The 22501-nt window shown below is 64.7% G+C and carries 18 protein-coding genes; 9 read left to right on the forward strand and 9 right to left on the reverse strand.

Annotated features, from left to right (window positions below):
• Window positions 1-17 precede the first annotated feature (17 nt).
• The 3 genes from HNO52_RS00940 to HNO52_RS00950 are packed head-to-tail and all read left to right on the forward strand — an operon-like array spanning window position 18 to window position 3034.
• Window positions 18-833, forward strand: a complete 816-nt coding sequence (locus tag HNO52_RS00940; protein ID WP_197567225.1) for a CbbQ/NirQ/NorQ/GpvN family protein — start codon at window positions 18-20, stop codon at window positions 831-833.
• Between the two features lie 14 nt (window positions 834-847).
• Complete coding sequence (locus HNO52_RS00945; RefSeq protein ID WP_197567226.1) at window positions 848-2791, forward strand: nitric oxide reductase activation protein NorD; 1944 nt, start codon at window positions 848-850, stop codon at window positions 2789-2791.
• A gap of 12 nt (window positions 2792-2803) precedes the next feature.
• A complete protein-coding gene (locus HNO52_RS00950) occupies window positions 2804-3034 on the forward strand; it encodes a hypothetical protein (RefSeq protein ID WP_197567227.1) in 231 nt (76 codons plus the stop codon).
• 70 nt (window positions 3035-3104) lie between these two features.
• Here HNO52_RS00950 and HNO52_RS00955 read toward each other — a convergent pair whose 3' ends face one another.
• From HNO52_RS00955 to HNO52_RS00965, 3 genes are read right to left on the reverse strand one after another with little or no spacing between them, the layout of a single operon-like run.
• Window positions 3105-3395: a hypothetical protein gene (locus HNO52_RS00955; protein WP_197567228.1), complete on the reverse strand. Its 291-nt coding sequence runs from the start codon at window positions 3393-3395 to the stop codon at window positions 3105-3107.
• 2 nt (window positions 3396-3397) lie between these two features.
• The gene (locus tag HNO52_RS00960) at window positions 3398-3979 is read right to left on the reverse strand and encodes a cytochrome c oxidase subunit 3 family protein (protein WP_197567229.1); all 582 of its coding nucleotides are present in this window, start codon (window positions 3977-3979) and stop codon (window positions 3398-3400) included.
• Window positions 3972-4409 carry a DUF4870 family protein gene (locus HNO52_RS00965; protein WP_197567230.1) on the reverse strand — a complete coding sequence of 146 codons (438 nt, stop codon included), beginning with the start codon at window positions 4407-4409 and terminating at the stop codon, window positions 3972-3974. The genes HNO52_RS00960 and HNO52_RS00965 overlap by 8 nt, the downstream gene beginning before the upstream one ends.
• Before the next feature lie 311 nt (window positions 4410-4720).
• On the opposite strand from HNO52_RS00965, the gene groL reads away from it, so the two are divergent.
• Together groL and HNO52_RS00975 are read left to right on the forward strand one after the other, a co-directional pair.
• Window positions 4721-6343, forward strand: a complete 1623-nt coding sequence (groL, locus tag HNO52_RS00970; RefSeq protein WP_197567231.1) for a chaperonin GroEL — start codon at window positions 4721-4723, stop codon at window positions 6341-6343.
• Window positions 6344-6535: 192 nt separating this feature from the next.
• Window positions 6536-7045 carry an Hsp20/alpha crystallin family protein gene (locus tag HNO52_RS00975; RefSeq protein ID WP_197567232.1) on the forward strand — a complete coding sequence of 170 codons (510 nt, stop codon included), beginning with the start codon at window positions 6536-6538 and terminating at the stop codon, window positions 7043-7045.
• A gap of 56 nt (window positions 7046-7101) precedes the next feature.
• Here the strand turns inward: HNO52_RS00975 and fnr are convergent, their stop codons facing one another.
• The 6 genes from fnr to HNO52_RS01005 form a co-directional block, all read right to left on the reverse strand.
• Complete coding sequence (fnr, locus tag HNO52_RS00980) at window positions 7102-7884, reverse strand: fumarate/nitrate reduction transcriptional regulator Fnr (RefSeq protein ID WP_232090465.1); 783 nt, start codon at window positions 7882-7884, stop codon at window positions 7102-7104.
• Between the two features lie 258 nt (window positions 7885-8142).
• Window positions 8143-9642, reverse strand: coding sequence for an MFS transporter (locus HNO52_RS00985; protein ID WP_197567233.1), 1500 nt, complete (start codon window positions 9640-9642; stop codon window positions 8143-8145).
• A 55-nt stretch (window positions 9643-9697) separates the two neighbouring features.
• Window positions 9698-10156 carry a universal stress protein gene (locus HNO52_RS00990; protein WP_197567234.1) on the reverse strand — a complete coding sequence of 153 codons (459 nt, stop codon included), beginning with the start codon at window positions 10154-10156 and terminating at the stop codon, window positions 9698-9700.
• Window positions 10157-10225: 69 nt separating this feature from the next.
• Window positions 10226-11857 (reverse strand): MFS transporter, encoded by a 1632-nt coding sequence (locus tag HNO52_RS00995; protein ID WP_197567235.1) that lies wholly within the window; start codon window positions 11855-11857, stop codon window positions 10226-10228.
• A 284-nt stretch (window positions 11858-12141) separates the two neighbouring features.
• The gene (gene narL, locus HNO52_RS01000; protein WP_197567236.1) at window positions 12142-12810 is read right to left on the reverse strand and encodes a two-component system response regulator NarL; all 669 of its coding nucleotides are present in this window, start codon (window positions 12808-12810) and stop codon (window positions 12142-12144) included.
• Between the two features lie 6 nt (window positions 12811-12816).
• A complete protein-coding gene (locus HNO52_RS01005; RefSeq protein ID WP_197567237.1) occupies window positions 12817-14709 on the reverse strand; it encodes a histidine kinase in 1893 nt (630 codons plus the stop codon).
• A gap of 199 nt (window positions 14710-14908) precedes the next feature.
• Here HNO52_RS01005 and HNO52_RS01010 point away from each other — a divergent pair, with 199 nt between their 5' ends.
• The 4 genes from HNO52_RS01010 to narJ all read left to right on the forward strand — a co-directional run bounded on the left by HNO52_RS01010 (window position 14909) and on the right by narJ (window position 22491).
• Window positions 14909-16192, forward strand: coding sequence for an MFS transporter (locus HNO52_RS01010; protein ID WP_197567238.1), 1284 nt, complete (start codon window positions 14909-14911; stop codon window positions 16190-16192).
• Between the two features lie 197 nt (window positions 16193-16389).
• A complete protein-coding gene (locus HNO52_RS01015; protein ID WP_197567239.1) occupies window positions 16390-20145 on the forward strand; it encodes a nitrate reductase subunit alpha in 3756 nt (1251 codons plus the stop codon).
• Complete coding sequence (gene narH, locus HNO52_RS01020) at window positions 20142-21728, forward strand: nitrate reductase subunit beta (protein ID WP_197567240.1); 1587 nt, start codon at window positions 20142-20144, stop codon at window positions 21726-21728. Before HNO52_RS01015 ends, narH begins: the two co-directional genes overlap by 4 nt.
• The gene (gene narJ / locus HNO52_RS01025; protein ID WP_197567241.1) at window positions 21721-22491 is read left to right on the forward strand and encodes a nitrate reductase molybdenum cofactor assembly chaperone; all 771 of its coding nucleotides are present in this window, start codon (window positions 21721-21723) and stop codon (window positions 22489-22491) included. The genes narH and narJ overlap by 8 nt, the downstream gene beginning before the upstream one ends.
• Window positions 22492-22501 lie beyond the last annotated feature (10 nt).

Raw genomic sequence — 22501 nt, forward strand, 5'->3', positions numbered from 1 at the left:
TTCCCGGAGTGACGCCCATGTCCCATATCGCTACCGCTTCCGCCCAACAATTCGAGCAGGAGCTGCCCTACTACGAGCCGGTCGGCAATGAATGCGCCCTGTTCGAGCAGGCCTACCAGCAGCGCCTGCCGCTGCTGCTCAAGGGACCGACCGGCTGCGGCAAGACGCGCTTCGTCAGCCACATGGCGGCGAAGCTCGGCCGGCCGCTGTTCACCGTGTCGTGCCACGACGATCTGACCGCCGCCGACCTCACCGGCCGCTATCTGCTTCAGGGTGGCGAGACCCGCTGGGTCGACGGCCCGCTGACCCGCGCCGTGCGCGAGGGCGGCATCTGCTACCTCGACGAAGTGGTCGAGGCGCGCAAGGACGTGACCGTGGTGCTGCACCCGCTGACAGACGACCGCCGGCTGCTGCCGCTGGAGCGTACCGGCGAGCTGCTCGAGGCACCCGACGATTTCATGCTGGTGGTCTCCTACAACCCCGGCTATCAGCACATTCTCAAGTCGCTCAAACCGAGCACCCGCCAACGCTTCGTGGCGATGTCGTTCGACTTCCCGCCGCCCAAGGTGGAGTGCGAGATCGTCGCCCGCGAAAGCGGCCTGGCCTACGACCGCTGCGCCGCGCTGGTCAACCTCGCCGCCAGCCTGCGCGCCATGAAGGGGCAGGATCTGGAGGAGGGCGTCTCTACGCGCCTGCTGGTCTACTGCGCCACGCTGATCAACGCCGGCATGCCGATCCTCGATGCCGCCTGCGCCACTTTGGTCGAGCCGCTATCGGACGACCAGTACGTGCAGCAGGGTCTGATGGAAGCGATCAAGGCCACGTTCGGGTAAAGGGGAGACAATGTATGCTGGACTTTCTTGAGGTCGAGGAGTTCGTCGGTCGCCGCTGGCACCGCTGGGCCTCCAGTGCAGTCAGCTACCCGGACCACCCCGAGGCCGCAGTACGCCTCGACGACCTGCGTGCCCTGCTCGGCGTGTTCTTCCGCTGCGGGGGTGGCGAGGCCGGCGTCGAAGTGGCGGCCATCGCCCGGCGCAACTCCAGCCACCGCCTGTCGCTGCGCCAGCGCCTCGGCCTGGACGAGGAGCCGTTAGATCAAGCCCGCCGCGACGAGGAGCATCTGCTGCTGCCGCCGCGTATCGCCCTGTTCCCCAGTGCCGAACTCAACCGCGACCTCTACCTGTGGTTGACCGCGTACCTCGCCCTGGGCCAGCTTCCGAGCAGGCGAGACGACCCGCTGCAGCGCGACCTGCAGGTACTGCGCGTAGCCCGCCGCACCACCCAGGCGGTACTCGAGCGCTTTCCGGGTCTGATCGAACGCTATGCACGCCTGTGCCGGGCACTGCTCGCGGTGCGCCCATCGCGCAAGCGCCTGCCGCCCATGGAGGCCGCGCTCGAAGCGGCCCTGCTCGCCGAGCTCGGCGGCCCGACGCCCCAGGCGGGCTGGGCCCTCGCCATGCACGACGCCATTCTCGACCCCAGCCTGCCGCTGGACGACTTTCACGCGCCGCGCGGCTATCGCCCGCCGCTGCCGGTGCCGCTGTGGGGCGATGTGGTGGCGCTGGGCACGCGTGAGGGTGAGCGCGAGGCCATCGACGACGACTCCGACATCGCCGTACGGCGCGACCAGCAGGCCGACGACGGCGGCAAGCGCAAGGCCGAACGCCGCGAGCAGGACCAGGCCGACCGCGACGACCCGCTGATGCTCAACGCCTCGGAGAAGATGCTCTCCTGGGCCGAGATGGTGAACCTCAACCGTCACGTCGAGGACGAGGAGGAGGAGACGGCCAAGGAGGCCGCCGATCAGATGGAAGAGATCGTGCTCAGCCCCAACCGCAAGCAGGCCGCCTCGCGGCTCAAGCTCGACCTCGACCTGGCGCCCGACGAGGCCTGCGGCGGACGCCTGAGCGGGCGCTACACCTATCCCGAGTGGCACCACCGCAAGCAGATCTACCTGCCTGACCACTGCGTGGTGCTGAGCGACGTGCAGAGCGAGGAGGGCGAGCAGTGGGAGCCCGACGAGGCCACGCGGCGTCGCATCCGCAAGGTGCGCCGCGAATTCGAGGCGCTGCGCCCGCGGCGCGAAATCCTGCGTGGCCAGCTCGACGGCACCGAACTCGACATGGACGCGGTGATCCGCTCGCGCTGCGATCTGGCGGCCACCGGCGAATCCAGCGACCGGCTCTACATGGCGGCGCGCCAGCAGGCCCGCGATCTGGCGGTATCGATCCTGATCGATGTCTCGCTCTCCACCGAGGCCTGGCTTGAGGACCGGCGCGTCCTCGACGTCGAGAAAGAAGCGCTACTGGTGCTGGGGCATGGCCTGGCCGGCTGCGGCGACGACTACGCCATCCACTGCTTCACCTCGCACCGCCGCCACAAGGTGTGGGTCAATACGCTGAAGAGCTTCGACGAACCCATGGGAGATCGGGTGGGGCGGCGCATCGCCGCGCTCAAGCCGGGCCACTACACACGCATGGGGCCGGCGATCCGCCATGTGACCCAGGAACTCGCCAAGCGCCCCAACCGTCACCGCCTGCTGCTGGTGCTGACCGACGGCAAGCCCAACGATACCGACTACTACGAGGGCCGCTACGGCATCGAGGACACCCGCCGGGCCGTGCTCGAGGCGCGTCAACAGGAAGTTCGGGTATTCGGCGTCACCGTCGACAGCGAGGGCCACCGCTACGTGCCGCACCTGTTCGGTCGCGGCAGCTATGCCATCGTCAACCGGCCCGAGCATCTGTCGCTGGCGCTGCCGGGTATCTATCGCCAGATCATCGGTTCCTGAGGAGTCTAGGCCATGACCAACCCGCGTCTCGCCATCGCTGTCACCATTGGGCTCGCCATCGGCCTGGCGGTAGTGCTGCCGGTCGCCTGGCTGATCAACAACCGCGACTGGGGGGTAGGGCTGATGCTGCTCGTGCCCTTCATCGTCTACGGCATGATGCGCCTGGCCCGGGTGCTGGAAGCCTGGGCACGCAACCCGCCGCCGCTTCCGCACTCGTCGACCCGCGACCGACCTCCCCGCTAGCTGCAAGCGAAAGCCAGTAACGCATCGCCCGGCCGAATGGCCGGGCGATGTCGTTCAGCTCCACTGCGGCTCAGATCAGCCGCGGCGCTGCATAACCGGCGCCGATCAGCGCCAGCGTCAACAGCACCAGCCCCACGAAGGTGCCCTTCCAGGCCGGCGTCGCCGCGCGCAGGTTGAGATAGATCATCAACAGCCGCTGGGCCTTGAACCCGGTGGCGACGAGCACCAGCAGTGCCGAGGCCAGCGGCAGCGGCTCCCAACTGGCCTGGTCCAGCCGTGCGGAGAACATCGCCACCAGCGTCAGCGCCATCAGCGTCAACCAGGTGATCACCAGGCGGCGGGTGCCGGGGAGTGCGGTCATGGTTACCTCAGGAGATAGATCAAGGGGTAGAGCAAGATCCAGATCAGGTCGACCATGTGCCAGAAGGCCGCCGCCGTCTCGACGTTCTCGGTCGAGGTGCGCCAGGTGACCAGCGCCAGCAGCCCCAGGCCGAACAGCACGTGGGCGAAGTGAAAGGCGGTCAGGCCGTAGTAGTAGCCGAAGAAGAGATGGGTCTCCGGCGTGATGCCCACGGCGAACTTGCCGCCATACTCGACGACCTTGATGACGCAGAATAGCACCCCGAGTCCCATGCTCATCGCCAGCCACTGGCGCGCCCGGCGGCGACGGCAAGCGCTGATCGCCTCCACGGCGAGCGCCACGCACAGCCCGCTGGTGAGCAGTACCAGGGTGTTGAGCCCGCCCATCAGCGGGTCGAGTTCTTGCTGGGCGGCGTTGAAGCCGGCGACGTCGCCGGCCCGATGCCAGGCATAGAGGGCGAAGAAGGCGGTGAACACCACCATCTCACTCAGGATCAGCACCCACATCAGCGGGTTGCCGGGAAGCGCGGAGAGCGGCCCCCAGCCCGGGTTGGGCAGGGGGCGCGACGGGTTGCCTTCAGTCATGCAGGCTCACGTGGGCGCCACCGAGCCACAGGCTACGCGGGGCGTCGATGGCGCGACCCGCCATCAGCCGGTGAATGCCCACCCCGCAGCGACCCACCATCCAGATCAGGCAGGCGGTGAAGAAGACGTAGCCCAGCGTCCACGGCGCCCAGGTGGGCGCGCCCACCACGCCCAGCAGTTGCCACGCCGCCAGGCAGATTCCCGCGCCGACGATGCCGAGCCAGAAGGTGCGGATCTGGAACTGCAGGTGAGTGGCGACCCAGTCGGCCACGTGGCGCCGGCGCAGGTGCGCCACCAGCACGCCGGCCGGGGCCGTGACCACCGCCATGATGCTGCCGAGGAAGAGAACGTAGATCACCGCGGCGAGCTTGGTGCCGCGCTCGTCGCTCTGTGCTGCGCTCGGGGGGAAGGTCGCGGTATTCGAGGTCATGGCCACCTCCTGGTGTGATTGGATGGCCGGCGTATCGCTTCGCCCGCCGGGTCTGTCCCACTGTGCCGCACCCTGGCGAAAACATCCTTGTCGTAGATCAATGCCCGACCGTTTCAGTAGGGAATGGGAGCGGCGGAATGTCGCCCTCTTGATCTTGAGCAACTTGCCGTCTTGAAAGCTGTGCCTGAATGAATTCAACCCATAACACCCATGTGATCTAGGGGGAAACTCGGGCGCTTGCGCTTCGATACGGCCGGCGCACTCTGTGAAATCGTGATCAGGGCGACCGTCGCCCTGAGGGAGCGATCATCATGGCACACAAGCAGATCCTGTTTCGCTCGCCGGCGCGCGAGAAGATTCTGCGCGGGGCAACGCAACTCACCGATGCGGTACGCATCACGCTCGGGCCCAAATCCAAGTCCGTGCTCATTCAGAAGCCGTGGGGTGCGCCCCTCGTCTGTAATGACGGGGTCACTATCGCCAAGGAGTTCGATCTGGAGGATCCCGAGGAGAACCTGGGTGTGCAGATGCTACGCCAGGCCGCGGTGAAGACAGGCGACACGGTAGGGGACGGGACCAGCACCTCCACCATTCTGGCGCATGCCATCTTTGCCGACGGTCTGCGCAACGTGGTGGCCGGTGCCAGTGCCATCGACATCAAGCGAGGCCTGGAACGGGGACTCAAAGCGGCCATCGAGGCGCTGCGGAGTATGTCGCGTCCGGTAGAAACCGGCATGGCCAGGAGTCAGGTCGCGACCATCGCGGCCCATAACGACCCTTTCATTGGGGAACTAGTGGCGGAGGCCATGGAGAAGGTCGGCGATGAGGGGGTCATCACCGTTGAGGAGTCCAAGACAACCGAGACCCTGCTCGAAGTGGTCGAGGGGATGCAGTTCGATCGCGGTTACCTCTCTCCCTACTTCGTCACCGATGCCGAGAAGATGAAGGCCGTGCAGGAGGATGCCTTCGTCCTACTCACAGACCGCAAGATCGCTTCGCTCAAGGATCTGGTGCCACTACTCGAGCAGATCGCCAAGGCGGATCGACCGATCGCGTTGATTGCCGAAGACCTCTCAGGCGAAGCGCTGGCTACGCTCATCGTCAATCAGTTGCGCGGCGTGCTGCGCTGTGTCGCCATCAAGGCGCCGGGCTTCGGTGATCGCCGCAAGGCCATGCTCCAGGACATGGCTGCGCTCACCGGCGGCCAGGTGATCTCGGAAGAGCTTGGAATACGTCTGGAGGAGCTCACCCTGGAGCAACTGGGCAGGGCCGAGCGTGTCGTGGTGGACAAGGACAGCACCACATTGATTGGCGGGGCAGGTGAGCGAGCCTCCATCGAGGGACGCATGCAGCAAATACGCCGCGAGATCGAGCAGACATCCAGCGACTACGATCGCGAGAAGTTGCAGGAGCGCTTGGCGAAGCTGAGCGGTGGCGTCGCCGTGATCCGGGTGGGGGCGCCTACCGAGGCCGAGATGGCCTCACGCAAGGAGGCGCTGGATGACGCCATCAGCGCCACCAAGGCAGCGGTGGCCGAGGGCATCGTGCCTGGGGGCGGCCTGGCGCTGCTGCGCTGCTCGGCAGCGGTGTTGGCCGAGGCGAAGGGCTGCGAGGGCGATGAGCGGACCGGCTTCAACATATTGCAACGCGCGCTGGAAGCACCCGCACGCCAGATCGCGGAAAACTCCGCGGTGGATGGCGGCGTGGTGGTCAGCCGCATGCTTGAAGGCGATGGCAGCCTGGGGTTCGATGCCGCGGGTAAGCAGTACGTCGATCTCGTACAGGCGGGCATCGTTGACCCCACCAAGGTCGTGCGAATTGCGCTGGAAAATGCCATCTCGGTGGCCAGTGTCCTGCTGCTCACGGAAGCCATCATGACTGAGGTGCCAGGGAAGGAAGACCATCCGCCAGAGAGGGGCGAGTTGGACAGGTGAGCTGCGCGTCAGGGATGAGCAAAAATAGAAAGACCGATTGTTGATGCGCATCAACTTCGGCGAGCCGTTTCCGTCCTAGCCTTCAATCGTGGCCTATTCCTCCGGGAGGTAACGGCAGGAAGCAAGGTCGCAATTGCTGCCGACTATTTACCGTGTTCGAGGTGTTCACACGCCTTGAGAGGAGCGACTGCCATGGCCAAGCAAAAAGTAAGGGAAATTACCCCAACCGCCAGCGATGCTGCCACACCGTCTTCCACGCGTTCTCAGGAGATGGCGCCTTTTCGCGAGCTGGATCGTATGTTCGATCGATTCTTCGATCGAGGCTGGGCCCATCCGCTGCGCTGGGATCTACCGGTTCTCGAGCGGCTGGCCGCTGGGCCCCGGATTCCAAAGGTCGATGTCATCAACCGGGATGCGGAGGTCGTGATCCGGGCCGAGCTGCCCGGTATGGTGCGGGAGGATCTGGATGTCTCGGTGACCGACAGTACTGTGACAATCAAGGGTGAAAGCCACAAGGAGTCCAAGGAGGAGAGCGGGGAGTACTATCGGTGTGAAATCTCGCATGGCAGTGTGGAGCGCACGGTTGCCCTGCCTTGCGAAGTCGACGCCGAAAAGGCCCAGGCCTCGTTCAATAACGGGCTGCTGGAACTGACCCTGCCAAAGGTCAAGGAGGCACCTCGGCGCAAACTAGAGATCAAATAGTGAGTGCACGAGCACGGGGCGGGCCACGCCGTTCGGTCTGCCCCGGGCCAAAACGATCAGGAACGCTTGGCATGCAGGTCGGTATTGCCGCCGGACTCCTCCTTCAGGCCATGCAGCGCCTGGAGGTCAAGCAGTTCGATCTCCTTGCCGGTTGCACTCAGCAAACCTTGAATTACAAAGCGACGAAAGATTCGACTCGTGGTTTCCGGCGCCAGACCCAGATAGTTGCCCAAATCCTGGCGCGACATGGGGAGACGGAAACGGGTCCGCGACATACCACGCCGGCCGAAGCGTTGACTGAAATTGAGTAACAGCACGGCTAGGCGCTGCTCGGCTGGGCGTCGTGACACTTGCAACAATTCATGGTCATCGAAAATTTCCCTGCTCATGATACGCAGCAATTGATGCTGGAGACTTGGAATCTTGTGAGCAAGGGCCTCCAGTTCTGCGAAAGGGATGCTGCAAACGCTGGTAGTCTCTAGCGCTTCGGTGGTGGAAGAGTGCTTGCCAGAGCCGATAGCGTCCAGCCCAATTAGTTCGCCTGGTAGGTGGAAAGCGATGATCTGCTCTTCATCATTCATGTCTTGTGTGCTGCTTTTCAGGCTTCCGCTAAGCACGGCATGAAGAGCGGTCATGGGTTGACCTGGGCGGATTAGCTTGTCGCCTTTTTGCAAGGGCCCTTTGCGCTTGACGATTTTATCTAACGCATCGATGTCTAGTCCCGATAAGGCTACCGGCAAGCAGAGTTCTCGCAGGCTGCATGAGCTGCACGCCTTGCGAAATTCATAAAGTTGCAGGGGTGTGCGAGAATCGCCGCCCGTATGCATCGCCAGCTCCAATCCGTGTCTCGTTATGATCATCTAAGAATAAGCAATACTCAGGGCTAAGATAGGCATTGCCTGGATTCCCCAACTTTTACATCATTTTAGTCATTCTAGGGTTCGCAATGTTGTACCTTGCCATTAAAACGCAAACCCAGTAGCAGGAGGCTTCAAATCGTACAGTATCATGGCCTGAAGCAGGCAACTACGTTCCCCTGGAAGGAATAAAAATACCCGGGCTGATAAGCCCGGGTATAGGTGCTGCAGCGATGGGAGTCACGACTGGCCTTGCGCCTTCAACCCCTCCTGTTCCTCGATTGCCCGGTCGACGGAGGAGACGTAGTACTCCTCGTCGAACGCTCCTTCCGGTTCCTTCAGCCACACCAGGCAGACCAGCCAGCTGATGAAGGCGCCGGTGGCGATGATGTAGAAGAACTGGGTCGGAGTGACGAAGGTGAAGATGGTCAGGTAGACCACCGCCCCCACGTTGCCGTAGGCGCCCGCCATGCCCGAGATCTGGCCGGTGATGCGGCGCTTGATCGAGGGAATGATGCCGAAGGTCGCGCCTTCCGCCCCCTGCACGAAGAAGGAGGTGAAGATGGTGATGGCGATGGCGATGATCAGCGGCCAGTTGGAGTTGAGCATGCCCATCAGCACGAAGCCGATGCCGATGCCGAACATGTAGCTGAGCATCACGAAGCGGCGGTTGCCCATGCGGTCCGAGACCAGGCCGCCCATGGGGCGTGCCACCAGGTTGACGAAGGCGAACGAGGAGGCGATCAGGCCCGCGGCGGCGGCGGTGAGCCCCCAGGTCTGCTCGAAGAACATCGGCAGCATGGAGACCACGGCCAGCTCGGCACCGAAGTTGGCGAAGTAGGTGCTGTTGAGCGCGGCCACGCTGTTGAACGAGTACTTGTCGTCCTCCGGCACGCCCTTCTTCAGGATCGGCACGTTGACCCGCAGGATCTGCACGACCTGGTAGATCACTACGGCGGCGATGACCAGGTAGGCAATCATGGCGCCGGTGGTGGAGAGGTAGCCCAGGTTCTGGATGCGCCACACCAGGATGCCCAGCACGCCGACCAGCGGGATGGTCCAAATGATCAGCTTGACCATATCCGCCCAGCTGCTGACTTCCATGGCCATTGCCTTGCGCGCCTTGCGGTGCGCCTTGGCATCGGGGCCGTCGGTGATGGCGAACCAGTAGTACACACCGTAGGCGGCCATGACGATGGCGCTCTGGGCGATGGCCCAGCGCCAGCCGTCGGCGCCGCCGTACCAGGTGAGGGCGATGGTCGGCAGTGTCATGGCGGCAGCGGCGGAACCGAAGTTGCCCCAGCCGGCGTAGAAGCCCTCGGCAAAGCCGATGTGCTTGGGCTTGAACCACAGCGCGGTCATGTGGATGCCCACCACGAAGCTCGCGCCCACGGAGCTGAGCACCAGGCGGGCGACCAGCAACTGGGTCATGGAGTCGCCGAAGGCGAACACCAGGGCGGGGATCGACATGGTGACCATCAGCACCGAGAACACCCGGCGCGGGCCGAAGCGGTCGAGTGCCATGCCCACGATGATGCGCGCGGGAATGGTCAACGCCACGTTGCAGATGGCGAACAACTTGAGATCTTCCGGTTTCAGCCAGTCGACGCTCTTGAGCATGCTCGAGGCGAGCGGCGCCATGTTGAACCAGACGTAGAAGGTGATGAAGAACGCGATCCAGGTCAGGTGCAGCGCCCGGACCTCGGGAGTGCGGAACTTGAATAGGTCGGCGACTTTCATGGTCGTATCATCCTGAAGGAAGAACTGGGGCAGCCACGGGAAACGGGATCCCCGTTCATGGGCTTGGCAGGATCAGCAGCGGGCACTCGACGCGCCGGGCCAGGAAGGAGCTGACCTTGCCGAAGGTCATGTAGTCGAGTTCGTCGACGAAGTAGCTCAGCGACTGGGCGATGATGCCGCCGTCGGGCTTGCTGCTGTGGCGGGCGATGACCAGCACGTCCGGCTGGTGCTTCTGGGTGGCGTGCAGCAGCATCTTGCGCGCGTCGCCCTCGGCCACTACCCAGTCCACCTCGAAGCCCTCCTGGTGGGCGAAATCGGCGCCCTCCTTGAGAGCGGCCTTCATCTCCTCGTACTCCTGCTGGAACAGCGTCTCGTTGGCGTCGGTGGCGTCTCCGGGGTTCTCGGCCACGCCGACCAGGATCAGCGTGGGGGCGTTGCAGCGAAACAGGCTGACGGTCTGGGCCAGGGCCAGCTTGGCGTTTCGCGAGCCGTCATAAGCGATCATGACTTTCATGACATCCCTCCGAAGAAGGCAAGGTAAGGGGGCGTGCTCCGGTGTTTCACCGGAGCACGGTCGACGGCATCAGGGGTTTTTGACGTAGGCGTTGGGGCGCAGGTAGAACCACCAGTTCACCACCAGGCACACCGCGTAGAAGATCGCGAAGCCGTACATGGCGAGTTCCGGGGTGCCCATCTTGATCTGCTCACCCATCACCCGCGGGGCGATGAAGGCACCGTAGGCAGCCACGGCGGAGGTCCAGCCCAGCACCGGCCCTTTCTGCTGCTGATCGAAGATCACACCGATGGTGCGGAAGGTGGAGCCGTTGCCGATGCCGCTGGCGGCGAACAGCACGATGAACAGCAGCAGGAACATCCAGAAGTACTGGTTGGGGTCGGTGGAGTTGTAGGCCAGCATCATCACGTAGCCCACGGCGGCCGAGGCGATGACCATGATCACCGAGATGGCCTGGGTGACGATGGAGCCGCCGAGCTTGTCGGAGATCCAGCCGCCGAGCGGGCGGATCAAGGCGCCGACGAACGGTCCCATCCAGGCCCAGGTCAGGGCGCTGGGGCCGTCGGGGTTGGCCACGCGAGTGATGCTGCCGTCGGCGGCCACTTCCATCATGTTGCCGAAGATGACCGAGATGGAAAGCGGCAGGGCGGCAGAGAAGCCGATGAACGAGCCGAAGGTGGCGATGTAGAGCACCGTCATCGACCAGGTGTGCTTGTTGGAGAAGATCGCGAACTGCTTCTGGATGTTGGTGCGAATCTGGCCGGGCATCATGCGCAGCAGGGCCAGGGTCAGGCCGATGGTCAGCGGCAGGGCGAGCCACATGTTCAGCCAGCCGAGGGCGACCACGCCGATGATCGAGGTGAGAATGCCCACGCCGTACAGGCCGAGGATCTTGCCGAAGGCGGCGGCTGGATTGCCGGGGTTCGGGGTGATGTCGCGGATGTTGTTCATGCCGAACCAGCCCAGGAAGGCCAGCGGAACCAGGAATACCAGCCAGATGAAGCCGGCGTTCTGGATCCAGGTATCGGTGCCTGCCTCGATGCGGCCGATCAGGGTACCGCTGGAACTCTGCAGTTCCATGGGGCTCCCCGCGATGGCGCCGAAGATGCCTATGGTCATCACCAGCGGAATCAGGATCTGCATGGTGGTGACGCCGAAGTTGCCCAGGCCGGCATTCATGCCCAGCGCGTAGCCCTGCTGCTTCTTCGGGTAGAAGGTGGAAATATTGCTCATCGAGCAGGCGAAGTTGCCGCCGCCGATGCCCGAGACCAGCGCCAGCGCCTGGAAGACCCAGAAGGGCGTTTCCGGGTTCATCAGCGCCACGCCGGTACCTGCGGCCGGTAGCATAAGCAGCGCGGTGGTCAGGAAGATGGTATTGCGCCCGCCGGCGATGCGGATCATGAACGAGGCGGGAATGCGCAGGGTGGCGCCGGAAAGACCGGCAATGGCGGTCAGGGTGAAGAGCTGGCTGACCGTGAACGGAAAGCCCAGGTTTTGCATCTGCGTGGTGATCATGCCCCACATCAGCCACACCGCGAAGCCCATCAGCAGGCTGGGGATCGAGATCCACAGATTGCGCGAGGCGATGCGCTTGCCCGTTTGTTGCCAGAATTGGTCGTCTTCGACGTCCCAGTGCTCGATGTCGGCATTCTTTGGTCTGCCGGCGCCGAGCTTGCCGATATCGGCACTCGATTTAGCCATGACGTTTCCCCTCTGTGGTTACACCGATCCCGCCTTGCGACATCCGTCCTGACCGGGATCAATTCAGCTTCGTTGCAGCAAAGATACGTCGGGCAGGTAACCGGGGAAACTGGACGAAAATGCCGAAAAAACAGTGAAATACCACTTGAGGGGTAGCAGGGGTATTTGTGTAACTCTTTGTTTTAAATAACGCTGGTGAAGATGGGGGCAAACAAAAAGGCGCCTTGCCGGCGCCTTCGAGTCTTTGGAGGTATCCACACAGAACCTCCACTACCCATCGCTCGTTATCTGCCCTCGATACCTTCCTGCACGGCCCATACCGCGGCCTCGACCCGCGAGCGCAGGTTGAGCTTCTTGAGCAGATGCTTGACGTGCACTTTCACCGTGCCTTCGGAGATGTCTAGCTTGCGCGCGATCAGCTTGTTGGAGAGGCCGGCGGCCAGCTCGCGCAGGATCTCGCGCTCGCGCTGGGTCAGGCTGTGGATGTCGGGGGTGGCTGGCGCCGTACGCTGGTTGCGCAGCGCCTCGGCGAGCAGCGCGGTGAGGTTCTCGCTGACCACCATTCGTCCCAGTGCCGCCTGGCGCAACTGGCGCACCATCTCCTCGGGCTCCATGTCCTTTAGCAGGTAGCCGTCGGCGCCGCCGCGCAGGGCCGCCAGCAGGTCTTCCTCGTGATCCGATACCGTGAACATCACGATGCGCCCGGCGTAACCCGACTCGCGCAGCGCCTTCAGCGTCTGGATGCCGTCCATGCCGGGCATGTTGAGGTCGAGCAGGATCATGTCCGGGTCGAGCTCGGCGGCCAAGCGCACGCCCTGCTCCGGTTCGCCGGTATCGCCGACGAGCTGGAGGTCGTCCTCCAGTTCGAGCAGTTGGGCCACGCCGCGGCGCAGCAGCGGGTGGTCGTCGATGATCAGGATACTGGCGGGGGTCTCGTTGACTGACTGGCCCATGGTGTCTCAGTTTCCTTGGTCGTGAAGGGTGGATTCGATGGCCGGCTGGCGGGTGATCAGGCGCGCCGTCTGCGGCGTGAAGACCACCTCTACGCAGGTGCCGCCCGCGGAGCGGTTGGCCAGGCGCAGCTCGCCGCCCAGGGTATGCGCCCGGTCGCGCATGATGATCAGCCCGTAGTGCATCGGCGGCGAGTCGTCATTCTCCAGCCCCACGCCGTCGTCCTCGATGCGCAGCACGAGCCGCGCCTCCTGAAACTTTACGGTGACGGCGGCCCAGTGCGCTTCGGCATGCTTGTGAATATTGCTCAACGCCTCGCGGGCGATCTGCAGGACATGGATCTCCTCGTTGGGGTTGAGCAGGTGGGGCGGCACGTCGTAGTGCAGTTCCACCGGCGCGCCCATGCGCTCGGAGAATTCCTCGGCGGTTTGCAGCAGGGCGGTCTGCAGGCCAGGACCCTCGAGCTTGAGGCGGAAGGTGGTCAGGAGTTCGCGCAGCTGGCGATAGGCGCTGTTGAGCCCGGTGCGCAGCTCGTCGAACACCGCCGCCTGCATCTCGCGGGGCGCTTCCTTGGCCTGCATGCGCTCCAGGCGCGCCACCTGCATCTTGAGGTAGGAGAGCGACTGCGCCAGTGAGTCGTGCAGCTCGCGGGCGATGATGGTGCGCTCGTTCATCAGCGAGACCTGCTGCTCCTCCTCGATACGCTGCTGCAGGTAGACCGCGGTGGCCAGCTGGTCGGCCAGGGCGTTGAGCAGGCGCCGCACGCTGTCGGAGAGGCGCTCCTCCTTGGGGTGCCAGACTTCCAGCGTGCCCAGCATCTCGTCGCCCACACTCACCGGCAGCAGCACGCAGTCGCCATCCTCGGTGTCGGAGAGGCGCAAGGGGCGGGGGGCGATCAGGCAGGCGTGGCAGTCGTGGTCGCGGCAGTAGTCGGGCCGGCGGGCCGAGTGGGTGGCGAGTATCGGTACCTGGCGATCAGCGTGAGGGTCGTTGAGCGACAGCCGGATGGGGCCGATGTCCAGCAGCTCGGCAACGCGGCGCAGCATGGGCGCGGCGCTGGTGCACAGGTCGTTGCCACCGCCGTAGAGCGAACGGCTACCGTCGTGGAGCACCTGCATCACCTGGCTGCTGCGCTCGAGCTCCCGGGTCTTGCGCTTGACCCGCTGTTCCAGGTCCGCATAGCTGGAGCCGAGCTCCTCGGCCATGGTGTCGAAGGTGTGGCCGAGCAGGGCCAGCTCGTCCTCTCCCTTGAGCCGGGTGCGAACGGTGAAGTTGTGCCGCGCCGCTTCGCCGGCGAGCACCATCAACTGGCGCAGCGGCGCCACCAGGTTGTGGCGGATGTCGTAGAGCGCAATGGCCACCACCACCGCGGTCAGGCCCAGGAACAGGATCTGCAGCGCGCTGAGCAGGCGAATCTTGGCCTCACTGTTCTGCTCGAGCTGCTTGACCATGGTGTCGATGTCGGCCACCAGGCCGTCCAGCGTGCGGTTGAGCGACTCGATGTTGACCGAACGGGTGTCGACGGCCTCGTTGATCTCGGGCGCCAGTTCGTTGTGCCAGCGCGACAGCACCAGGCGGTACTGGCGCCGCAGGTCGTGGGCCTCGGAAACGGGGATGGCGCCGGTCAGTTCCTCGCTTCCCAGGCGCTCCTCGAAGCGGCGCTTGAGCACGTGCACCGCCGCCTGATGCTCCATCGAAGGGACGCGTTCATAGCGCTGCAGGGCGGCGACGATCTGGTAGGTATTCATGCGCAGCGAGCCGGCCACGTTGATCGCCGCGGCATCGCCACGGCTGCCGCCGGCCACCGCCATGGTCACCACGATGCTGATCAGGGCCATAGCGCTGATCGCCAGCAGCGAGGCGACAATGCGGGCCACGAGTGAGCGTTGCAGCAGTTTCATCGGCGGTGGGCAACTCCAGCAGGAAGGCGGGGCATGTCGACACTATATACCCTCGTCGACACTATACCCCAGCGGGCGGTGGCGCATCCTACCGGGAGATTCGCCAGGCTGCTACCAAAGAGGTACCTCGTATGCCCTTTTGACGCTGGTCGATGGCTAATCGAGAATCACTTTTGACTACGCCACGAGACCCGCCGTCATGACGTCCGCCGAATCCGTCCCGGCCGCGGACCTGCAGGTCGACTATCGTTCGCTGGTGGTCGTACTGCTGTCGCCACTGGCCTTCGCCCTGGTGTTCGCCAGTTGGACCATTTTTGCCGTGCTCGGCATCGAGCTGAAGCAGGGGCTGGGCTTCGGCGAAGTGCAGTTCGCCGTGCTGCTGGCCATGCCGATGTTCACCGGTGCACTGGCGGCGCTGCCGCTGGCGGCGCTGGCACGCCTGGTGGGCGGCCGGCGGGTGATGATCGGCTGCCTGCTTTGGATCTGTCCTCTGCTGTGGGCCATCGCTCACTCCAGCGATTATTGGGAGTTTCTGCTCGCCGGCGCCGGCCTGGGGGTGGGCGCCGGCTCGCTGGCCGCAGGGCTGGTCTACGTGGCGGCGCTGTGTCCGCGGCGTCACGCCGGCCTGGCGCTGGGGCTCTACGGCGCCGGCATGCTCGGCGCGGGGCTCACTTATTTCCTGCTGCCGCTGATCAGCCAGGCCTACGGCTGGCCCATGGCGCCCAAGCTCTACCTGCTGCCGATCCTGCTGGTGGCGTTGCTGCTGTGGCTGTTTGCCGAAGACGATCCGCTCCGGGGCGGTGGGCTGCGCGACGTGCCTGCCAAGCTGGTGATGCGCTCCGGCGGATTGCCGTCGGCCGCGGTGTGTCGCCTGGCGCTCTACTACAGCTTCTTCTATGGCGCCTTCGTGGCGCTGGCCTTATGGCTGCCCGCCTATCTCATGGCGCAGTACGGTCTCTCGCTGATGGCGGCCGCGCTGTGGGCGCTGGTCTTCACCTTGCCCGGCGGGCTGGGGCAGATCCTCGGCGGCGCACTGGCCGACCGGCGCGACTTCCGCGAGCTGCGCTGGTGGGTCAGCGCCTGCGTGATGGCCTGCCTGTTCCTGCTCTCCTATCCCGACTTCACCATGCAGATCCACGGCGTGCACGGCGATCTGACACTGGACTTCTCCATGCCGCTGGCCGGTTTCGCCGCGCTGCTCGCGGTCATGGGCCTGGCCATGGGCATCGCCAAGGGCAGCCTGATGTGCTTGATCCACCGCGACCACGGCGACGACATGGTGCGCTCGGGCGGGCTGGCGCTGGCCCTCGGCGGGCTGTTCGCCGCGCTGCTGCCGCTGATGTTCGTGCTCGGCAACGAGTGGGTCGGCGTGCGCACCGCCGGCTTCATGTTCCTCTACGCCGCGCTGGCGGTGTGCATGCTGGTGATGCTCTGGGAAGTGAGCAGTCGCGCCCGCTCCCGGCGCCTTGCCAGAGGGGATTAACCCCTTTCTCCGGGCCGCCTATCACCTTGTGGGTAGACGGGGTGTATATGGAGGTAACCGGGCAGTAATCCGCGTTTCGATACCCCAGAATCCTTTTCAAGTACCTGCCTGACGATCGTGTCGAACACGTCGCGCGACACGGCAGGCGGGGTGGCCCGGGCGGCCACGCATCACATCAAGGAGCCTGGAGATCGACCATGAGTCACTTCTTAGATCGGCTGAATTTCTTCCGCAAGGCGCGTGAACCTTTCGCCAACGGCCATGGCGAGACCCGCGAGGAGTCCCGTGGCTGGGAGGACGGTTACCGTCAGCGCTGGCAGCACGACAAGATCGTGCGCTCCACCCACGGCGTGAACTGCACCGGCTCCTGCAGCTGGAAGATCTACGTCAAGAACGGCCTGGTCACCTGGGAGACCCAGCAGACCGACTATCCGCGCACCCGCCCGGACCTGCCCAACCACGAGCCGCGGGGCTGCCCGCGCGGCGCCAGCTACTCCTGGTACATGTACAGCGCCAATCGCCTCAAGTACCCGCTGATCCGCAAGCCGCTGCTCAAGCTATGGCGCGAGGCCAAGCAGCAGCACGGCGACCCGGTCGACGCCTGGGCCTCCATCGTTTCCGACCCGGCCAAGACCAAGCAGTACAAGCGCGCCCGCGGGATGGGCGGCTTCGTACGCGCCGACTGGGACGAGCTCAACGAGCTGATCGCCGCCTCCAACGTCTACACCGCCAAGCAGTATGGCCCCGACCGCATCATCGGCTTCTCGCCGATCCCCGCCATGTCGATGGTCAGCTACGCTGCGGGTAGCCGCTACCTGTCGCTGATCGGCGGCGTGTGCATGAGCTTCTACGACTGGTACTGCGACCTGCCGCCGGCCAGCCCCCAGACCTGGGGCGAGCAGACCGACGTGCCGGAATCGGCCGACTGGTACAACTCCGGCTACATCATTGCCTGGGGCTCCAACGTGCCCCAGACCCGTACCCCGGACGCCCACTTCTTCACCGAAGTGCGCTACAAGGGCACCAAGACCGTCTCCATTACCCCGGACTACGCCGAGGTCTCCAAGCTCACCGACGAGTGGCTGTCGGTCAAGCAGGGCACCGACGCCGCGCTGGGCATGGCCATGGGCCACGTCATCCTCAAGGAGTTCCACCTCGACAAGCCCAGCACCTACTTCACCGAGTACGTGCGCAAGTACTCCGACATGCCCTTCCTGGTCGAGCTGGAAGCCCGTGAAGACGGCAGCTTCGTGCCCGGCAAGCAGCTGCGCACCAGCGACTTCGAAGGCAATCTGGGCCAGGACAACAATCCCGAATGGAAGACCGTGGCGTGGGACGAACTGTCCGACCGCCTCGTCGTGCCGAACGGCTCCATCGGTTTCCGCTGGGGTGAGAAGGAAGAGATCCAGGGCAAGTGGAACCTCGAGGAGCGCGATGCCGACGGCTCGGAAATCAAGCCGCTGCTGACCCTGGCCGAGCATCACGACGACGTGGCCAAGGTGGCGTTCCCCTACTTCGGCGGCATTGCCCACGAGCACTTCGACCACGTGGCCGGCAACGAGCTGCTGTTCCACAGCCTGCCCGCCAAGCGCCTGAAGAAGGCTGACGGCACTGACGTGCTGGCCGTCACCGTGTTCGACCTGATGTGTGCCAACTACGGCATCGACCGCGGGTTTGGTGAGGACGACGGTGCCACCTCCTACGACCAGGTCCGCCCCTACACCCCGGCCTGGCAGGAGAAGATCACCGGCGTGCCCGCCGAGCAGGTCGCCCGTATCGCCCGTGAGTTCGCCGACAACGCCGACAAGACCCGGGGTCGCTCCATGGTCATCGTGGGTGCCGCGATGAACCACTGGTACCACATGGACATGAACTACCGCGGCCTGATCAACATGCTGGTCATGTGCGGCTGTATCGGCCAGAGCGGCGGCGGCTGGGCCCACTATGTCGGCCAGGAGAAACTGCGCCCGCAGACCGGCTGGACCCCGCTGGCCTTCGGCCTCGACTGGCAGCGTCCGCCGCGTCACATGAACTCCACCTCGTTCTTCTACAACCACTCCTCGCAGTGGCGCTACGAGAAGCTCGAGATCAAGGAGATCCTCTCGCCGCTGGCCAACCCGGCCGACTACAGCGGCAGCCTGATCGACTTCAACGTGCGCTCCGAGCGCATGGGCTGGCTGCCCTCCGCGCCGCAGCTCAACGCCAACCCGCTGCGCCTGGCCGAAAAGGCCGAGGCCGCCGGCATGTCGACCAAGGACTACGCCGTGCAGCAGCTCAAGAGCGGCGAGCTGGCGTTTGCCGCCGAGGACCCGGACAACGAGCAGAACTTCCCGCGCAACCTCTTCGTGTGGCGCTCCAACCTGCTGGGCAGCTCGGGCAAGGGCCACGAGTACATGCTCAAGTACCTGCTGGGTACCCGCCACGGCATCCAGGGCAAGGACCTGGGCGAGTTCGGCGGCCAGAAGCCGGAAGAGGTGAAGTGGCACGACGAAGCGCCGGAAGGCAAGCTCGACCTGGTGGTCACGCTCGACTTCCGCATGTCATCCACCTGCCTCTACTCCGACGTGGTGCTGCCGACGGCGACCTGGTACGAGAAGAACGACCTCAATACCTCGGACATGCACCCCTTCATCCACCCGCTGACCGCGGCCACCGACCCGGCATGGGAGTCGCGCAGCGACTGGGACATCTACAAGGGCATCGCCAAGGCGTTCTCCGAGGTGTGCGTGGGGCACCTGGGCGAGGAGACCGATCTGGTCACCCTGCCGCACCAGCACGACTCCCCCGCCGAGCTGGCCCAGCCCGAGGTCAAGGACTGGAAGAAGGGTGAGTGTGAACCGATCCCCGGCAAGACCATGCCGGCTTTGATCGAGGTCAAGCGCAACTACCCGGAAACCTACGAGCGCTTCACCTCCATTGGGCCGCTGCTCGAGACCGTCGGCAACGGCGGCAAGGGCATCGCCTGGAACACCGAGTCCGAGGTCGAGCTGCTCGGCAAGCTCAACTACCGCAAGACCGAAGGGCCGCACAAGGGTCGGCCGAAGATCGAGACGGCCATCGACGCCGCCGAGATGATCCTGACCCTGGCGCCGGAAACCAACGGCCAGGTGGCGGTCAAGGCGTGGGGCGCGCTGTCCAAGATCACCGGGCGCGACCACACCCACCTGGCGATCAACAAGGAAGAGGAGAAGATCCGCTTCCGCGACATCGTCGCCCAGCCGCGCAAGATCATCTCGAGCCCGACCTGGTCCGGCCTGGAGGACGAGCACGTCTCCTACAACGCCGGCTACACCAACGTCCACGAGCTGATTCCTTGGCGCACCGTGAGCGGCCGCCAGCAGTTCTACCAGGATCACCCCTGGATGCGCGCCTTCGGCGAGAGCCTGCTGGTCTACCGTCCGCCGATCAACACCAAGACGATCACCGGCTTCACCATGCCGGAGGACAACGGCAACCCGACCAAGGCGCTGAACTGGATCACGCCGCACCAGAAGTGGGGCATCCACTCCACTTACAGCGACAACCTGCTGATGCTGACGCTCAACCGCGGCGGCCCGGTGGTCTGGATGTCGGAGACCGACGCCCAGGAGATCGGCATCGAGGACAACGACTGGATCGAGCTGTTCAACGCCAACGGTGCCATCACTGCGCGGGCCATCGTCAGCCAGCGGGTCAAGGCCGGCATGGTGATGATGTATCACGCCCAGGAGCGCCAGGTGAACGTGCCGGGCTCCGAGGTCACCAAGACCCGCGGCGGCATGCACAACTCCGTGACCCGGGTGTGCCCCAAGCCGACCCACATGATCGGCGGCTACGCCCAGCTCTCTTACAGCTTCAACTACTACGGAACCGTTGGCTCCAACCGCGATGAATTCGTCCTGATCCGCAAGATGAAGAGAATCGACTGGCTGGACGGCGAGGGCAACGACAGCGTTCAGGAGGCCGTGAAATGAAGATTCGTTCCCAGGTAGGCATGGTCCTCAACCTCGACAAGTGCATCGGGTGCCACACCTGCTCGGTCACCTGCAAGAACGTCTGGACCAGCCGTGAAGGTCTGGAGTACGCCTGGTTCAACAACGTCGAGACCAAGCCCGGTATCGGCTATCCGAAGGAGTGGGAGAACCAGGACAAGTGGAAGGGCGGCTGGATGCGTCGCAAGGACGGCAAGATCGAGCCGCGCATCGGCGGCAAGTGGCGGGTATTGGCGAACATCTTTGCCAACCCCGACCTGCCCGAGATCGACGACTACTACGAGCCGTTCGACTTCGACTACCAGCACCTGCACACCGCCAAGCAGGGCGACCACCAGCCGGTGGCACGGCCGCGCTCGCTGGTCTCCGGCCAGCGAATGAAGAAGATCGAATGGGGTCCGAACTGGGAGGAGATCCTCGGCACCGAGTTCGCCAAGCGCCGCAAGGACAAGAACTTCGAGCAGGTGCAGGCCGACATCTACGGCCAGTTCGAGAACACCTTCATGATGTACCTGCCGCGCCTGTGCGAGCACTGCTTGAACCCTACCTGCGTGGCCTCGTGCCCCAGCGGTGCGATCTACAAGCGCGAGGAGGACGGCATCGTCCTGATCGACCAGGACAAGTGCCGCGGCTGGCGGATGTGCATCTCCGGCTGCCCGTACAAGAAGATCTACTACAACTGGAAGACCGGCAAGTCCGAGAAGTGCATCTTCTGCTACCCGCGCATCGAGGCGGGCATGCCGACCGTGTGCTCCGAGACCTGTGTGGGCCGCATCCGCTACCTCGGCGTGCTGCTCTACGATGCCGATCGCATCGAGGAAGTGGCGAGCTCGCCGGACGTGCGCGACCTCTACCACCGCCAGTGCGAGATCTTCCTCGACCCGCACGACCCCGAGGTGATCGCCCAGGCCAAGCGTGACGGCATTGCCGATAACGTGATCGCCGCGGCCCAGGCCTCGCCGGTCTACAAGATGGCCATGGATTGGGGGCTGGCGCTGCCGCTGCACCCCGAGTACCGCACCCTACCGATGGTCTGGTACGTGCCGCCGCTGTCGCCGATCCAGTCGGCCGCCGAGGCCGGCAAGGTCGAGTACGACGGCGTGCTGCCCAAGATCGAGTCGCTGCGCATCCCGGTGCGCTACCTCGCCAACATGCTCACCGCCGGTGAGGAGGAGCCCGTGGTACTGGCGCTCAAGCGGCTGATGGCGATGCGCGTCTTCATGCGCAACAAGCACGTCGAAGGCAAGCACGACACCGAGGTGCTCGATGCCGTGGGGCTCACCGAAGCCCAGGTGGAGGAGATGTACCGCTATCTCGCCATCGCCAACTACGAGGACCGCTTCGTGGTGCCCACCAGCCATCGCGAGATGGCTACCGAAGCCTTCCCCGAGCGCGGCGGCTGCGGCTTCAGCTTCGGTGACGGCTGCCACGGCGAGAGCAAGCCGAGCCTGTTCAACGGCCGCAAGCAGACCAGCGCGCTGGTCAAACCGGTCGACGTCTTCGACCCGAAGACACAGAGCGGGGGGCGGCGCGATGAACAAGGCAAGGAGACTCACCATGGCTGATGCAGCGCTGAGAATCGAACCCGTCGTCGGCATGCGCAGCCTGCGCGTGCTGGCCCGGCTGCTCGACTACCCCACCGAGGCGCTGCAGCAAGCCGCGGGCGATCTGATCGAGGCGCTCGACGCCGAGCGCCGCCTGCCGGCGGCGCTCCGGGCCGACCTGATGAGTTGGTGCCAGCGCATCAGTGAGGCCGACCTGCTCGAGCTGCAGTCCGACTACGTGGCGCTGTTCGACAAGGGCCGTGCCCACTCGCTGCTGCTGTTCGAACACGTGCACGGTGAATCGCGCGACCGCGGCCAGGCCATGGTCGACCTGATCGAAGAGTACAAGGCTGCGGGCTTCGAACTCGATGCCCGCGAACTGCCCGACTACCTGCCGCTGTTCCTGGAGTACCTCTCCACTCGCAGCGAGGAGGAGATCGGTCGTTGGCTGGGCGAGATCCGCCACATCCTAGCGCTGCTCACCGCGCGCCTGGAAGAGCGCGGCGCCGACCAGGCCCTGGTTACCCGTGCGCTGCTGGCACTGATCGGCGCCGAGGATGACGTCGAGACCAAGCGAGAAACCGTGGTCGGCGAGACACGCGACGACACTCCCGAGGCGCTGGACGCGGTATGGGAAGAGGAGGCAGTGCGCTTCTCTGCCAAGTCCGACGAGGACTGCGCTCTGCAGTCCGCCGAGGGACGGCGCCTGGCCGAGCGCAAGCGGGCGATCCAAGGTGAGGCGGTTCGCATCCTCGACCCTGTCGATGCCGCCAAGAAACGTTAACGGAGACCTG

This window comes from Halomonas sp. MCCC 1A13316 (assembly GCF_014931605.1).
Classification (GTDB): domain Bacteria; phylum Pseudomonadota; class Gammaproteobacteria; order Pseudomonadales; family Halomonadaceae; genus Halomonas.

Excerpts from the sequence above, each read along its gene's own strand:
- narJ (WP_197567241.1), top strand. The coding sequence starts at position 21,721 with ATGGCTGATGCAGCGCTGAGAATCGAACCCGTCGTCGGCATGCGCAGC.
- narL (WP_197567236.1), bottom strand. The coding sequence starts at position 12,810 with ATGGGCCAGTCAGTCAACGAGACCCCCGCCAGTATCCTGATCATCGAC.
- HNO52_RS01015 (WP_197567239.1), top strand. The coding sequence starts at position 16,390 with ATGAGTCACTTCTTAGATCGGCTGAATTTCTTCCGCAAGGCGCGTGAA.
- HNO52_RS00950 (WP_197567227.1), top strand. The coding sequence starts at position 2,804 with ATGACCAACCCGCGTCTCGCCATCGCTGTCACCATTGGGCTCGCCATC.
- HNO52_RS00965 (WP_197567230.1), bottom strand. The coding sequence starts at position 4,409 with ATGACCTCGAATACCGCGACCTTCCCCCCGAGCGCAGCACAGAGCGAC.
- HNO52_RS00940 (WP_197567225.1), top strand. The coding sequence starts at position 18 with ATGTCCCATATCGCTACCGCTTCCGCCCAACAATTCGAGCAGGAGCTG.
- HNO52_RS00945 (WP_197567226.1), top strand. The coding sequence starts at position 848 with ATGCTGGACTTTCTTGAGGTCGAGGAGTTCGTCGGTCGCCGCTGGCAC.
- HNO52_RS01010 (WP_197567238.1), top strand. The coding sequence starts at position 14,909 with ATGACGTCCGCCGAATCCGTCCCGGCCGCGGACCTGCAGGTCGACTAT.
- groL (WP_197567231.1), top strand. The coding sequence starts at position 4,721 with ATGGCACACAAGCAGATCCTGTTTCGCTCGCCGGCGCGCGAGAAGATT.
- HNO52_RS00985 (WP_197567233.1), bottom strand. The coding sequence starts at position 9,642 with ATGAAAGTCGCCGACCTATTCAAGTTCCGCACTCCCGAGGTCCGGGCG.
- HNO52_RS00990 (WP_197567234.1), bottom strand. The coding sequence starts at position 10,156 with ATGAAAGTCATGATCGCTTATGACGGCTCGCGAAACGCCAAGCTGGCC.
- HNO52_RS00995 (WP_197567235.1), bottom strand. The coding sequence starts at position 11,857 with ATGGCTAAATCGAGTGCCGATATCGGCAAGCTCGGCGCCGGCAGACCA.
- HNO52_RS00955 (WP_197567228.1), bottom strand. The coding sequence starts at position 3,395 with ATGACCGCACTCCCCGGCACCCGCCGCCTGGTGATCACCTGGTTGACG.
- HNO52_RS00975 (WP_197567232.1), top strand. The coding sequence starts at position 6,536 with ATGGCCAAGCAAAAAGTAAGGGAAATTACCCCAACCGCCAGCGATGCT.
- narH (WP_197567240.1), top strand. The coding sequence starts at position 20,142 with ATGAAGATTCGTTCCCAGGTAGGCATGGTCCTCAACCTCGACAAGTGC.
- HNO52_RS01005 (WP_197567237.1), bottom strand. The coding sequence starts at position 14,709 with ATGAAACTGCTGCAACGCTCACTCGTGGCCCGCATTGTCGCCTCGCTG.
- HNO52_RS00960 (WP_197567229.1), bottom strand. The coding sequence starts at position 3,979 with ATGACTGAAGGCAACCCGTCGCGCCCCCTGCCCAACCCGGGCTGGGGG.